10 protein-coding genes, 1 tRNA gene and 1 other annotated feature (1 of these 12 only partly in view) are annotated in these 13,472 nt (G+C 67.9%); of the genes, 6 read left to right on the top strand and 5 right to left on the bottom strand.

Annotated elements, in window-relative coordinates; translation table 11 throughout:
* Window positions 1-13 (bottom strand) — a sequence feature (sul1 is cis-regulatory element that is thought to sense ions involved in sulfur or methionine metabolism; They are found in Alphaproteobacteria); it reaches 43 nt to the left of the window's first position.
* 383 nt (window positions 14-396) lie between these two features.
* From ACQR50_RS00870 to ACQR50_RS00880, 3 genes are all read right to left on the bottom strand, one after another.
* The gene (locus tag ACQR50_RS00870; RefSeq protein WP_428970610.1) at window positions 397-2,502 is read right to left on the bottom strand and encodes a transglycosylase domain-containing protein; all 2,106 of its coding nucleotides are present in this window, start codon (window positions 2,500-2,502) and stop codon (window positions 397-399) included.
* Between the two features lie 73 nt (window positions 2,503-2,575).
* Entirely contained in the window at window positions 2,576-3,868 is a 1,293-nt protein-coding gene (locus ACQR50_RS00875; protein ID WP_428969444.1) for a dicarboxylate/amino acid:cation symporter, read from the bottom strand.
* A gap of 99 nt (window positions 3,869-3,967) precedes the next feature.
* A tRNA-Thr gene (locus ACQR50_RS00880) sits at window positions 3,968-4,042 on the bottom strand.
* 85 nt (window positions 4,043-4,127) lie between these two features.
* On the opposite strand from ACQR50_RS00880, the gene ACQR50_RS00885 reads away from it, so the two are divergent.
* Window positions 4,128-4,259 carry a hypothetical protein gene (locus ACQR50_RS00885; protein WP_257787193.1) on the top strand — a complete coding sequence of 44 codons (132 nt, stop codon included), beginning with the start codon at window positions 4,128-4,130 and terminating at the stop codon, window positions 4,257-4,259.
* Window positions 4,260-4,263: 4 nt separating this feature from the next.
* On the opposite strand, the gene ACQR50_RS00890 is transcribed toward ACQR50_RS00885, so the two are convergent.
* Both ACQR50_RS00890 and ACQR50_RS00895 read right to left on the bottom strand, forming a co-directional pair.
* The gene (locus tag ACQR50_RS00890) at window positions 4,264-4,719 is read right to left on the bottom strand and encodes a DUF3429 domain-containing protein (protein WP_428969445.1); all 456 of its coding nucleotides are present in this window, start codon (window positions 4,717-4,719) and stop codon (window positions 4,264-4,266) included.
* A gap of 203 nt (window positions 4,720-4,922) precedes the next feature.
* Window positions 4,923-7,016, bottom strand: a complete 2,094-nt coding sequence (locus ACQR50_RS00895) for a TonB-dependent receptor (protein WP_428969446.1) — start codon at window positions 7,014-7,016, stop codon at window positions 4,923-4,925.
* A gap of 152 nt (window positions 7,017-7,168) precedes the next feature.
* On the opposite strand from ACQR50_RS00895, the gene ACQR50_RS00900 reads away from it, so the two are divergent.
* From ACQR50_RS00900 to nirD, 5 genes are all read left to right on the top strand, one after another.
* Window positions 7,169-7,750, top strand: coding sequence for an ANTAR domain-containing response regulator (locus tag ACQR50_RS00900; RefSeq protein ID WP_428969447.1), 582 nt, complete (start codon window positions 7,169-7,171; stop codon window positions 7,748-7,750).
* On the top strand, window positions 7,747-8,943 hold the full coding sequence (locus ACQR50_RS00905; RefSeq protein WP_428969448.1) for an ABC transporter substrate-binding protein: 1,197 nt from the start codon (window positions 7,747-7,749) through the stop codon (window positions 8,941-8,943). Before ACQR50_RS00900 ends, ACQR50_RS00905 begins: the two co-directional genes overlap by 4 nt.
* A gap of 382 nt (window positions 8,944-9,325) precedes the next feature.
* Window positions 9,326-10,573, top strand: a complete 1,248-nt coding sequence (locus tag ACQR50_RS00910) for a nitrate/nitrite transporter (protein ID WP_428969449.1) — start codon at window positions 9,326-9,328, stop codon at window positions 10,571-10,573.
* A 28-nt stretch (window positions 10,574-10,601) separates the two neighbouring features.
* The gene (gene nirB / locus ACQR50_RS00915) at window positions 10,602-13,082 is read left to right on the top strand and encodes a nitrite reductase large subunit NirB (protein ID WP_428969450.1); all 2,481 of its coding nucleotides are present in this window, start codon (window positions 10,602-10,604) and stop codon (window positions 13,080-13,082) included.
* A complete protein-coding gene (gene nirD / locus ACQR50_RS00920) occupies window positions 13,079-13,417 on the top strand; it encodes a nitrite reductase small subunit NirD (protein WP_172839614.1) in 339 nt (112 codons plus the stop codon). The genes nirB and nirD overlap by 4 nt, the downstream gene beginning before the upstream one ends.
* The last annotated feature ends 55 nt before the right edge of the window (window positions 13,418-13,472 follow it).

Here is a 13,472-nt window from a genome sequence, read left to right on the forward strand (position 1 = left end):
CACCGGGTCCTTGCGAATGACCGCGCGTTTAACGGCGAAGGGGCGGACAGGGCAAGCCCTTCCGTCTCATGCTTTGGTTCGCGCAGAGGCGCGGAGGACGCAGAGAGCATGATAGTGATCTGTTCTCAATTCCTCCCCTGCAAGGGGAGGGGGACCATCCGTAGGATGGTGGAGGGGTGTCACCAGGCGTGAGCGTGGTCTCACCTAACGAGTGGGTACACCCCTCCGTCAGGCCTGCGGCCTGCCACCTCCCCTTGCAGGGGAGGAATGGAGGAAATGTCGATTGTCTCTCTGCGTCCTCCGCGCCTCTGCGCGAATCAAACTTCTTCGCGCCATCGCGTCTTGCGTGAACATGAAATGGGCCACGCGACGACGTCCCCCGCCCGAAAGCGTGTGTTATTCCTCTTCGTCGCGCTCGTCGGGCGGGCGGCGATCTTCCGGCGGGGGACCGGCGCGGTCGGGGCGGCGGCGGCCGGGGCCGACGGTGATCGAGCCGTCGTCGCCGGTGCGCAGGTCGATGCCCAGGCCCTGGATGATCTCGCCGACCGGATCGCTCTCGGTCGGGATCATCTCCTCGTCCATGCCATTGGAGATGGCGTCGGGATCGACCTCTTCCTGCACGACGGGGGCGGCGACCGGCGGGATGTCGAGCGCCGACTGCATGAAGGCGCGCCAGATGCGGGCAGGCACGCCGCCGCCCGACAGGCCGGGATTGGGCGTGTTGTCGTCATTGCCGACCCACACGCCGACCACCAGATCGCGCGCGAAGCCGACGAACAGTGCATCGCGCGAGTCCTGCGTCGTACCGGTCTTGCCATAGGCATCGACGGTCAGCAGCGCCTGCCGCCCCGTCCCCGTCTTGATCGAGGAGGACAGAAGGTCGAGCATCCCGTCATGCACCGACGAGGCGAAGCCCGTCTTGCGGTCGGTCAGCGACTGATACCAGCCCTTGTCCTTGACGTCGTTCAGGCCGCGTGCGGCGACCGGATAGCTTTCATTGGCGACCGCGGCATAGGCAGCGGTCAACTCCAGCAGGCTGACGGTCGAGGTGCCGAGGCCGATCGTCGCCTCGTTCGGGATCGGGGTGGTGATGCCCAGATCGCGCGCCGCCTTGATGACCGACTTCACACCGACCGCCTGGGTCAGCCGGGCGGCGGCCACGTTGGACGAGCGCGCAAAGGCCTGGCGCAGGGTGATCTTGCCCAGATAGCGCCCGTCGCTGTTGCGCGGCTTCCACCCGGCGATATCGACCGGCTCGTCCTCGATGGTCGAGTCCGGGGTCATGCCGGAGCGCAAGGCCGCCAGATAGACGAACAGCTTGAACGCGGAGCCCGGCTGGCGGCGCGCCTGGGTGGCGCGGTTGAACGGGCTCTTGGAATAATCCTTGCCGCCGACCATCGCGACGACGCGGCCGTCGGGGCGCATCGCGACCAGCGCGACCTGCGCCTGGTTGAGACCGGCGCTGCGCACGGTACGCTCGGCGATCCGCTGGAGCCGGGGATTGAGCGTCGTCTGGACGGTCGCCTCGGTCTTGATCTCGCCTGCCTGGTCGCGTGCCTCGGGTAGTACCCAGTCGGCGAAATAGGTGCCGCTGGGCAAGGTTTCGGGCCGCGAGGCGAGCACGCGCTGCGGCTGGACGGCATCGGCCTCCGCCTTGGTCAGGAAGCCCGCATCCTCCATCGCCGCGACGACGACGGCCTGCCGTGCACGCGCGCCCTTGAGGTTGGTGGTGGGGGCGAGGCGCGACGGCGCCTTGACCAGCCCGGCCAGCATCGCCGCCTGACCGATGTTCAGCTTGTCCGGCGTGCGGCCGAAATAATGCTTCGACGCGGCGGTGATGCCGTACACATTGTCGCCGAAATAGACGTTGGACAGATAGCGCGACAGGATTTCGTCCTTGGTCAGCCACGCCTCCAGCCAGAAGGCGATCATCGCCTCGCGGATCTTACGACCCGCCGTCCGGTCGGAATCGAGGAACGCATTCTTCGCCAGCTGCTGGGTGATGGTCGATCCGCCCTCGCGCACGCCGCCCGATCCGACATTGTGCCAGGCCGCGCGCAGGATGCCGCGCGGATCGACGCCCCAGTGCGAATAGAAACGCCGGTCCTCGATCGCCATGAACGCCTCGCGCACATGGGCGGGCAGCTTGGCGGCATCGACCGGCGCGCCGATGATCGCCCCGCGCCGGGCAATGGGCGTGCCGTCATCGGCGGTCAGCGTGATCGAGGGCGGCGTCGGCGGCTGGAGCGAGCGCGACAGCGGCGCGGTGACGGCCAGCCAGGCGATGGCGATGACCAGCAGGATGATGCCCGCCCCCATGGCGCGCGCGATCCAGCGGCCCCAGCGGATGTTCCGACGCGGCCGCTCGGGCGACGCATCGTCTTCATCGGGGCCGAAGGTCCAGCTCTGCGTCTCCGCATCATAGAGCGGATAATGGGGTCCCACCGGCTCGTAAGGACGGTCCAGGGGGGTACGATCGGGATTGAACGGGTCGGGGCGCATCACAGGGTTCCGGTGGTCGGCCACTCGCGTGTATTACTCCACCAGAACACCGCGCGCAAGCTCATGCACGCGTTTACCCTGTTTGCGGCACCTCCGGCAAGCGCTCCGCCGGGGGTGTGTCGGTGATGAGGCCCGCCCGGTGCGCGACGATGGTCGGGACCAGCGCCTGGCCCGCCACATTGATCGCGGTGCGGCCCATGTCGAGGATCGGGTCGATCGCCAGCAACAGCCCGGCCCCCTCCAGCGGCAGGCCCAGCGTCGACAGGGTCAGCGTCAGCATGACGACCGCCCCGGTCAGCCCCGCCGTCGCTGCCGAACCAAGCACCGACACCAGCACGATCAGCACATAATCGCCGACATGCAGCGGCAGGCCGTAATATTGCGCCACGAACAGCGCCGAAATCGCGGGATAGATGGCGGCGCACCCGTCCATCTTGGTGGTCGCGGCAAAGGGCACCGCAAAGGCCGAATAGGCACGCGGCACACCCAGTCGCCGCTCCACCGCGTCTTCGGTCACCGGCAGGGTGGCGATCGAGGAACGCGAGACGAAGCCCAACTGGATGGCGGGCCAGGCGGCGGCATAGAAGCGCTTGGGCGACATGCCATTGGCGAGCAGCAGGAGCGGATAGACGACGAACAGCACGAGGCCGAGGCCGATATAGACGGCCAGCGCAAAGCTGCCGAGCGCGGACAGCGACTGCCACCCATAGCGCACGATCGCATTGCCAAGCAGCGCGCCCGAGCCGAGCGGGGTCAGCCGGATCACCCAGGACAGGATGCGCCGGAAGATGGCGAGCGCGGAGGCGTTAAACGAAAGGAAACTCTCGCCTTTGTCGCCGACCCGCACCGCCGCGACGCCGATCGCGACCGCCATGACGATGATCTGCAGGATGTTGAACGACAGCCCGGTCTTCAGCGCGCCATTGTCGCCCGCGCTCGTCGAGGCGGACAGGCCCAGGATGTTGGACGGGATCAGCCCGCGCAGGAAGTCGAGCCAGGACCCCGCCGTATCCGGCCGCACCGCGCTGCCCGGCGCGACGCCCGCATGCAGGCCGGGTTGCAGCACGGTGCCCAGCGTCAGGCCGATGGTGACGGCGATCAGCGCGGTGACAGCGAACCAGATGAAGGTGGCGGCGACCAGCCGCGCGGCATTGTTCAAGTCGCGCAGTGCCGCGATCGACGCCACGATGGCGGTGAACACCAGCGGAACGACCAGCACCTTGAGCAACTGGACGAAGCTCTCGCCGATGATGCGCAGGCCCTCGGCCAATCCGGCCAGGCCCTGCGACCGGGCGAGCAGACCGAGCAGCAGGCCCACGGCCATGCCGACGAACACCTGTGCGCCGAAAGAAAAACGGAATCTCATCCGACCATAGCTAGCAAGCCGGCGAAACGATCCCAATCAAGTTTTGCGTGGGGGTAAGAAAGCTCCCCGTTACGGCCTCTTAAGGCGGTGAGGGGAGAATGGTGCTGCCGGTGAGGATTGAACTCACGACCTCAGCCTTACCAAGGATGCGCTCTACCACTGAGCTACGGCAGCACTCGCGTTTCACCGCGGGAAGCGCGCCTAGAGACGATTGGGCGGGCATTGTCAAGCGACCTTTGTGCGGATTATGCGAAAAGCCATGGCAAAAGACGAACGGGCGGAGCGGCTGGCGGCGGCGCTTCGGGAAAATCTGAAGCGGCGAAAGGCCCAGGCGCGGGAACAGGACGAAGGGCGTGCGCCCGATCCCGCCCCGCGCGACGAGTCCGCCTGAACGCTCAGTGGGGGGCGATCAGCCCCAGGACCAGGGTCAGGCCCCCCAGACCTAGCGACAAGGCCCAGCGCAGCCTGGCCCAGCCCGTAATGGCCCGCATCGCATCGCCGACCCGAAGGTCGGCCAGCGGCGTGACCATAATGACCAAACCCAGCAGGATCAGCGCGATCCGGATCGAGCCGCCCGCCAGCAGCGGCGGCAAGAACAATGCCCATCCGATCAGGCTGGGCAGCACCGCGACCAGATAGGGCCAGCCCCGATCGTCGCGGCGGAGCAGCGCGTCCATCCACCACATACCGCCCAGGAAGGACAGGATGAGCGCGGCGTAAAGCCCGCCGCCGATCGTCGCGGGCAGGGTCAGCGCGGGATCGACCAGCGCCAGCCCGACACAGGCCAGAGGCGGCAACACACCCGCCGCGCCCAGGACAAGCGGTGGTCGTGGCAGATGAGTGTGGTTCATCGCGGCATTCCCGAAACATGGCGTTGCGGGGTGGCTACGCAGGGGCCGCGTGTTGGTTCATTCGGAATAGACCCGATCCTCCCCTGCAAGGGGAGGGGGACCGTGCGCAGCACGGTGGAGGGGTGTCCCCGCGCTCGATAGCGTGACACCCCTCCGTCAGGCCTTCGGCCTGCCACCTCCCCTTGCAGGAGAGGAATAAGATGTCAGATTTCCAGCCGCAGCGAGGCCCGCACCGTTCGCGGTGCGCCGGGATAGATCCACAACCGGCTGTACGAACTCGCGGCATAGCGCGCGTCGAACAGGTTGTCGGCCTCCAGCCGGAAGCGCAGCTGGTCGGTGACGGGCATTTCGACCGCCGCCTTGGCCTTCACATAGGACGGCAGGACCAGCGGCTGCGCATCGAGCGAACCGGCGCGGTCGCCGACATAGGCGACGCCGCCGCTCAACTGCCAGTCGCGCCCGGCCAGCGGCAGATGATGGACGACCAGCACCGTCCCCGAATGCGTCGGCACGCCCAGCACCGCCGTGGTGGCGAAGCTCTTGTCGTCGTTGCGGGCATGGACCCAGGCGTAGTTGGCGATCACCTGCCACCGGCGGGCAAGACGCAGCGAGGCGTCGGCCTCGATCCCCCGGCTGTTCATCCGGCCGACCGGCGCGTTGAAGCCGGGATCGACCGGATCGGTGGTCAGGATGTTGCTCTTGGCGATGTCGAACCAGGTCATGCCCAGGTCCAGCCCGGTCCAGCGGCCCGCGACGCCGACTTCGTAACCGCGCGCCTCCTCGGGCTGGAATCCGTCGCCGGTGCGGCCGGTGCCGGAATTGAGCACGAAGGACTCGCCCCAATTGGCATGGACCGAGACATGGTCGTCCACCGCATAGCGGGCCCCTGCACGGAACTTGACCGGCTCGTCGACGATCTGCCCGACGCCGCCGGTGCGGTTGTTGACGATCTTCTGCCGATAGGGATCGACCCGCGCGCCACCGACCAGGGTCAGCCGGTCGGTCACCGCCCACATGTCCTGGACATAGAATGTGCCCGCCCAGCGATTCTCGTCATTGTTGGTGAAGGGCAGAAGCGACGCGGCGGTCCCGCCATAGGTCGAGGCCGGATCGTAGAGATCGACCGCATAGGGCGCCGCCGCCGACGGATTGCGCCGCATCCAGCGCTCGCCATAGGTCATCCGATAACCCTTGATGCCGACGCTCAGCTGGTGCCGCCCGACATGGCCTGCCAGCTCCATCCGCGCGGCCAGATCGTCGATCACGAAATCGCGCGAGCGGCGCTGACGCCAGACCTGGGTGCCGACGATGCGCGACTGGTCCGCCGAAAAACCCTTGAGCGAGCCGGTCCGCCAGACGATGCCGCCGTTCAGCGTCCATCCGTCGCCCAGCTGCGCCAGGCCGGTCAGCTGGTGCCGCTCGTTGCGGAAGCGGGTGAGGCCGTTGGACGGCTCGCCATAATAGTTGGAGCGGGGCAGGGCATTGGCATCGTCGCCGACCGCCGGGATGCCGCGATCGAAGGGCGTGTCGAACTGCATGAACTCGGCCAGATAGGTCAGCCGCAGCGAATCGCTCGGCGCCCAGGTGAGCGAGGGCGACACCACCCGCCGCTTCAGCGACACCGTGTCGCGCCAGCCGTCGCTGTCCTCGGCCGCGACGACGATCCGCGCGGCCAGCGTATCGGAGAGCGGCCCCGTGGCATCCGCCTCGACCCGGCGCGTGTCGAACGAGCCATAGGTCGCGGTCAGCCGGCCATAGGGGGTGAAGCGCGGCATCTTCGAGACGATGTTGACCCGGCCGCCCGGATCGACCTCGCCGAAGATCGCGCCCGCCGGGCCCTTCAGCACCTCGATTCGCTCGACCGTGGCGGGGTCGCGCGGCGGGACCATGCCGCGATTGGCGATGAAGCCGTCGACATAGAATTCCGCGCCGCCGTCCGGCGTCCCCAGAAAGCCGCGAATAGCGAAATTGTCGAGCACGCCGCCGCGGTTGTTCTGCTGGCTGAACCCGCTGACCAGCTCCAGCGCGTCGTTCAGCCGGTACGTGCCCGCCGCCTGCAACACATCCTGTTCCAGCGAGCGGCTGGACTGCGACATGCGCTCGGTCGCCGGGTCGGAGGACAGGGTGCGGTCGACCGAGTGACGGGTGCCCAGGACCACGATGTCCGAACGATCCTCGGCCTTCTCCTGCCCTTCGCTTTCCTGTGCATTGGCGCATAGCGGCATGGCGCAGGTGGTCATGGCAAGGGCCAGCGCGGCCAGGCGGGAACGGCGAAACGAGTGGTCGGTGACGGCCATGGGTGATCCGGTAATGTGGTATGTTGCAACGTCTCATAGGGCGGCGATGCTGCAAGGCAACACTTCGGCCCGGCGATCCTGAAAAAAACGTCATGCCGCCCTTCATCGTCCGGACTGGATGGCACGCGACTTTGCGGCTAGTCCATCCGCCCGTGAGGATCGCGATCATCGACACCAGCACGACGCGCGCGGCGATCATCGCCGAGGGCCTGCGCGAGGCCGGATTGGACGATCAGGTGCTGATCGATCCCGCCGGGCCGATCGTCCGCCAGATCGAGGCGTGCGCGCCCGAGGTGGTGCTGATCAATCTGGAAAATCCCGGCCGCGACCTGCTGGAGGATTTCTTCGCCATGTCGCGCGCGCTCGACCGGCCGATCGCGATGTTCGTCGATCAGTCGGATGCCGAAAGCGCGCTGGCGGCGGTCGATGCGGGGGTATCCGCCTATGTCGTCGACGGGCTGGCGAAGCAGCGGATCAAGCCGGTGCTCGACGTCGCGATCCGCCGCTTCCAGGCCTTTTCGCGGCTCCAGGCCGAACTGGCCGAGGCGAAGACCGCGCTGGCCGACCGCCAGACCATCGACCGGGCCAAGGCGATCCTGATGCGGCGGCGCGGGATCGACGAGCCCGCCGCCTATGCGCTGCTGCGCGGCCATGCGATGCAGTCCAACCGGCGCATCGTCGAGGTGGCCGAGGCGATCGTGACCAGCGAGGCGCTGATGGGAGATATGTCGTGAGTCCCGACCGGTTCCGTATCGGCTTCGTGCCGCTGGTCGACGCCGCGCTGCCCATATTGGCGCATGAACTGGGCTTTGCCGAGGAACAGGGCGTCGCCATCGATATGGTGCGCGATGTCACCTGGGCGGCGGTGCGCGACCGGCTGCTGTACGGACATACCGACGCCGCGCACATGGTCGCCCCGCTCGCCATCGCAACCGCGCTCGGCCGCGATCGTCCGGCGGTGCCGGTGGCGGTCCCCTTCGTCCTGGGGCTGAACGGCAATGCGATCACCTTTTCGACCGCGCTGGGCGAGGCGTGCGGGCTGGGCGAGGGGCTGGGCGATCCGATGGCGGTCGGGGCAGCGCTGCGCGATGTGGCGGCGCGGCAGCGGTTGCGCTTCGGGGTGGTGCATCGTCATTCCAGCCACAATTACATGCTGCGCTACTGGCTGGCGGGGGTCGGCATCCGGCCGGATACGGATGTCGATATCGTCGTGACCAGCCCGCCCTTCGCCGCCGATGCACTGGCGGCCGGAGAGGTGGACGGTATCTGCGTCGGCGAGCCGTGGAACTCGATCGCGGTCGATCGCGGCGTCGGGCGGATTGCGCTGGCCACCGCGCAGATCTGGCGGCGCGGCGTCGAAAAGGTGCTGGCGATGCGCGCCGATCAGGCCGAGGAACGGCGCGACGCGGTGCTGCGGCTGATCCGCGCGCTGCACGCGGCGGCGGCGCATTTCATCGATCCCGAGACGGTCGAGCAAAGCGCCGAAATCCTGTCGCGCTCCCATTATCTCGACGCGCCGATGGGCGCGATCCTGCGCGCGATCACCGACCGCATCCGCGTGGTGCCGGGCGGCGAGCCGGTCCATTATCCCGACTTCATGTTCCAGTATCGCGAGGCGGCCAACTTCCCGTGGCGCAGCCAGGCGGGCTGGCTCTATGCGCAGATGGTGCGGTGGGAGGGGCTGCCCTTCTCGAGTGTCGACGCCGCGACGGCGCAGGGGGTGTTCCGCCCCGACCTCTACCGCGCCGCGCTGGCCGGATCGGGCGCGCCGCTGCCGGGGGCAAGTTCCAAGCTGGAAGGCGCGCTGGTCGAGCCGATCGGGGCGGGATCGACGCAAGGACGGCTGGTGCTGGGAAGCGACCGGTTCTTCGACGGGCGGGCCTTCGATCCCGACGATATTCCGGAGTATCTGAGGGAGTTGCCGTAACGATCCTCCCCAGCATGGGGAGGGGGACCGCCGCGAAGCGGTGGTGGAGGGGGGCTTCCACCAAGGTCATTCCATGGGGTGATCCCCCTCCACCAGCTTCGCTGGTCCCCCTCCCCGTACCGGGGAGGATGATTTTGCTGCATTTGCGAAAGCCTCTTGCGCACGGTCGGCGAATCAGGCAATTTTCGATTCGCCCGGCAATGGCGTCGGGCACGAGATAACGGCGCGGTCTGCTCCAACGACGGGGTGGCGCGCTGGCGGAAGCGGGGTTGTTCCCATATTCCGCTTGGAGGCAACGAAGCCGCCAGGATGCGACCCGCAAGGGCGCCGCGTCCTGGCGGCTTTTTTCGTTTTGGGCTCTGAGCCCTACGGAGGCGGCACGATGGCGACGGCATTCTGGGATGACAGCAAAGCGGCGAAAGCGGGCGATGACGGCGGTTTCTGGTCGAGCGGCCATACGCCGACGCTGATCGCGGCGTTCCTGTATTTCGATCTGGCCTTCATGGTCTGGGTCCTGCTCGGCCCGCTGGCGCCGCAGATTTCCGCTAGCCTGGGCCTGACGCCTGCGCAAAAGGGCGTGATGGTCGCGGTGCCGACGCTGGCGGGTGCGGTACTGCGTGTCGTCAACGGCCTGCTGGTCGACCGGATCGGGCCGAAGCGCGCGGGCGCGATCAGCCAATTGATCGTCATCGGCGGGCTCTTTTCCGCCTGGGTGCTGGGGGTGAACAGCTTCGGCGGGACACTGGCGCTGGGCGTCATCCTGGGCTTTGCGGGGGCGAGCTTCGCCATCGCGCTGCCGCTCGCCAGCCGCTGGTATCCGCCCGAGCATCAGGGCAAGGCCATGGGTCTGGCGGGCATGGGCAATTCGGGCACGGTGCTGGCCGCGCTGTTCGCGCCCGCGCTGGCCAAGCTGTTCGGCTGGAACGCAGTCCTCGGCCTGGCCTGCCTGCCGCTGACCCTCGTCTTCTTCGCCTATATGGTGATGGCCAAGGACGCGCCGGGCGCGCCTAGCCCACGCCGTCTGGTCGAGTATCTCGCGCCGCTGAAACAGGCCGATGCCTGGTGGCTGATGGGCTTCTATGCCGTCACCTTCGGCGGGTTCGTCGGCCTCGCCGCCAGCCTGCCCATCTATTTCACCGACCGTTTCGGGCTGACCCCGGTGCAGGCGGGTTACGCCACGGCGGCTTGCGTCTTTGCGGGCTCGCTGGTGCGGCCGATGGGCGGGGCGCTGGCCGATGCGATCGGCGGGGTGAAGGCGCTGCTCGGCGTATTCGCCGCCGCCGCCGTGACGCTGGTCGGCGTGGCGATGGTCGACGGGTTCGCCGCCTCGCTGGCGCTGTTCGTCCTGTCCATGCTGGCGCTGGGCGTCGGCAACGGCTCGGTCTTCCAGCTGGTGCCGCAGCGCTTCGCCGCCGAGATCGGCGTGATGACCGGCCTCGTCGGCATGGCGGGCGGGATCGGCGGCTTCTACCTCGCCTCGTCGCTGGGGTTCGCCAAGCAGTGGACGGGCAGTTTTTCGGGCGGGTTCCTGATCTTCGCCGCGCTGGCCCTGATCGCGCTGGCGGGCCTGATGCTGGTCAAGAGCCGCTGGCGCCGCAGCTGGGGCGCGGCCGAGGGCGTGCGGATCTGATGCTTTTCCTCTTCGACGGATCGAACCGATGAAACACGAAGTCCTGAGCGCCGCCAAGGTCGATACCCGCGAACACCTGATCGTCGTCGGCAACGGCATGGCCGGTTGCCGCGCGGTCGAGGAATTGCTGGCCCGCGATCCCGCCCGTTACCGCATCACCATCTTCGGTGCCGAACCGCTGGTGAACTACAACCGGATCATGCTGTCGCCGGTGCTGGCGGGCGAGAAGACGTTCGACGAGATCGTCATCAACGGCCTCGACTGGTACGCGGATAACGGCATCACCCTGGTCAGCGGCGATCCGGTCACCGCCATCGACCGCGAGGCACGGACGGTCACCGCCCAGAGCGGCATGGTGCTCGACTATGACCGGCTGCTGATCGCGACTGGGTCCGATCCCTTCATCATCCCGGTGCCCGGCCACGACCTGCCCGGCGTCATCAGCTTTCGCGACATGAAGGATGTCGAACACATGCTCGCCGCCGCCGAGCGGGGTGGCAGCGCGGTGGTGATCGGCGGCGGGCTGCTCGGGCTGGAGGCGGCGCATGGCCTGTCGCTCCGGGGCATGACCGTCACCGTCCTCCACCTGATGCCGACGCTGATGGAGCGGCAGCTGGACGAAGCGGCGGGTTGGCTGCTCAAGCAGGCGCTGGAGGCGCGCGGCCAAACCGTGTTGTGCGGTGCCGACACCGCCGCGATCCTGGGCGACGGCAAGGTCGAGGCGATCCGCCTGAAGGACGGCCGCGAGATCCCCGCCGATCTGGTCGTCATGGCGGTCGGTATCCGTCCCTGCGTCGCGCTGGCCCGTGCCGCCGGGCTGGACGTCGGGCGCGGGATCAAGGTGGACGACCATATGGTCACCTCCGACCCGCGCATCCTGGCGGTCGGCGAGTGCGTCGAGCATGACGGACAGGTATACGGCCTGGTCGCGCCGCTCTGGGACATGTGCCGCAGCCTCGCCGATGCGCTGGCAGGCAGCCCCAGCGGCTATCGCCCCACCGCCACCGCGACCAAGCTGAAGGTCGCCGGGCTCGACGTCTTTTCGGCGGGCGATTTCGGCGGCGGCGACGGCGCGGAGGACATCGTGCTGCGCGATGCCAGCCGTGGCATCTACAAGCGTGTCGTGGTCAAGGACGACAAGATCGTCGGCGCGGTGCTGTACGGCGATACCGCCGACGGCAACTGGTATTTCGACCTGCTGAAGAAGGGCGAGAACGTCGGCGACATTCGCGACGCGCTGATCTTCGGCCAGGCCTTCGCCTCGGGAGGGGGGCAGGCGGACCCTAAGGCGGCCGTTGCGGCGCTCTCCGACACGGCGGAGATTTGCGGCTGCAACGGCGTCACCAAGGGGCAGGTCGTGTCGTGCATCGCCAAGGGCGCGCACAGCCTGGATGCGGTGCGTGCCACCTGCAAGGCATCGGCCAGCTGCGGCTCGTGCACCGGGCTGGTCGAGACGCTGCTCGCGCTGACGCTGGGCGACGAGGTCGAGGCGGGGCCGAAGACGATGTGCAAATGCACCAGCTTCGGTCATGACGATGTCCGCCGCGAGATCGTCGCGCAGGACATGCGCTCGATCCCCGAGGTCATGCAGAAGCTGCACTGGTCGACCCCGGACGGCTGTTCGTCCTGCCGCCCCGCGCTCAATTACTATCTGCTGTGCGCGCTGCCCGGCGAATATGTCGACGACCAGCAGAGCCGCTTCGTCAATGAGCGGATGCACGCCAACATCCAGAAGGACGGCACCTACTCGGTCGTGCCGCGCATGTGGGGCGGCATCACCAGCCCCAGGGAGCTGCGCGCGATCGCCGATGTGGTCGAGAAGTTCAACGCGCCGATGGTCAAGGTGACGGGCGGCCAGCGGCTCGACATCTTCGGCATCAAGAAGGAGGACTTGCCCGCCGTCTGGGCCGATCTGAACGCTGCCGGGATGGTCAGCGGCCATGCCTATGGCAAGTCCTTACGCACCGTGAAGACCTGTGTCGGCTCCGAATGGTGCCGCTTCGGCACGCAGGATTCGACGGGGCTGGGCGTCAAGCTGGAGCGTGCGACCTGGGGGTCGTGGATGCCGCACAAGTTCAAGATCGCGGTGTCGGGCTGCCCGCGCAACTGTGCCGAGGCGACGATCAAGGACTTCGGCGTGGTCTGCGTCGACTCGGGGTACGAACTCCATGTCGGCGGCAATGGCGGGATCAAGGTCCGCGCCACCGACCTCCTCTGCAAGGTCGCGACCGAGGCGGAGGCGATGGAGATGTGCGCCGCCTTCGTCCAGCTCTATCGCGAGGAGGCGCGCTATCTAGAGCGGACTGCGCCGTGGATCGAGCGGGTCGGCCTCGCCTATATCCAGTCGCGGCTGTTGCCCGACGAAGAAGCGCGCGCCGAACTCGCCCGCCGCTTCTTCTATTCGCAGAGCTTCTCGCAGGATGATCCCTGGGCCGCGCGCGTCGCGGGTGAGGAACGCGAAATCCATGCGCCGATGGCGCGCTTCCAACCTGTTGGAGAGATGGCATGATCGGCGAATGGCTCGATATCGGCTGGGTCAACGAGATCCCGGTGCGCGGCAGCCGCACGGTGCAGGTCGAGGGCGGCCACGACATCGCCGTCTTCCGCACCGGCGAGAACAAGGTCTTCGCGCTGCTCGACCGCTGCCCGCACAAGCATGGGCGGCTGAGCCAGGGCATCGTCCATGGTGGCGCGGTGGCGTGTCCGCTGCACAATTGGCGCATCTCGCTCAGCACCGGCGAGGCACTGGGCGAGGACAAGGGCTGCACGCCGACCGTGCCGGTGAAGATCAGCGGCGGCCGCGTCCTGATCTGCCGCGCCAGCACCCTGAAGGCGGCGGCGTGAGCATGATGCTGCTTTCCCCCCTCCCCTTCAGGGGAGGGGTCGGGGGTGGGGCCTC

The sequence above is a fragment of the Sphingomonas sp. Xoc002 genome, from assembly GCF_050408055.1.
Classification (GTDB): domain Bacteria; phylum Pseudomonadota; class Alphaproteobacteria; order Sphingomonadales; family Sphingomonadaceae; genus Sphingomonas; species Sphingomonas yabuuchiae.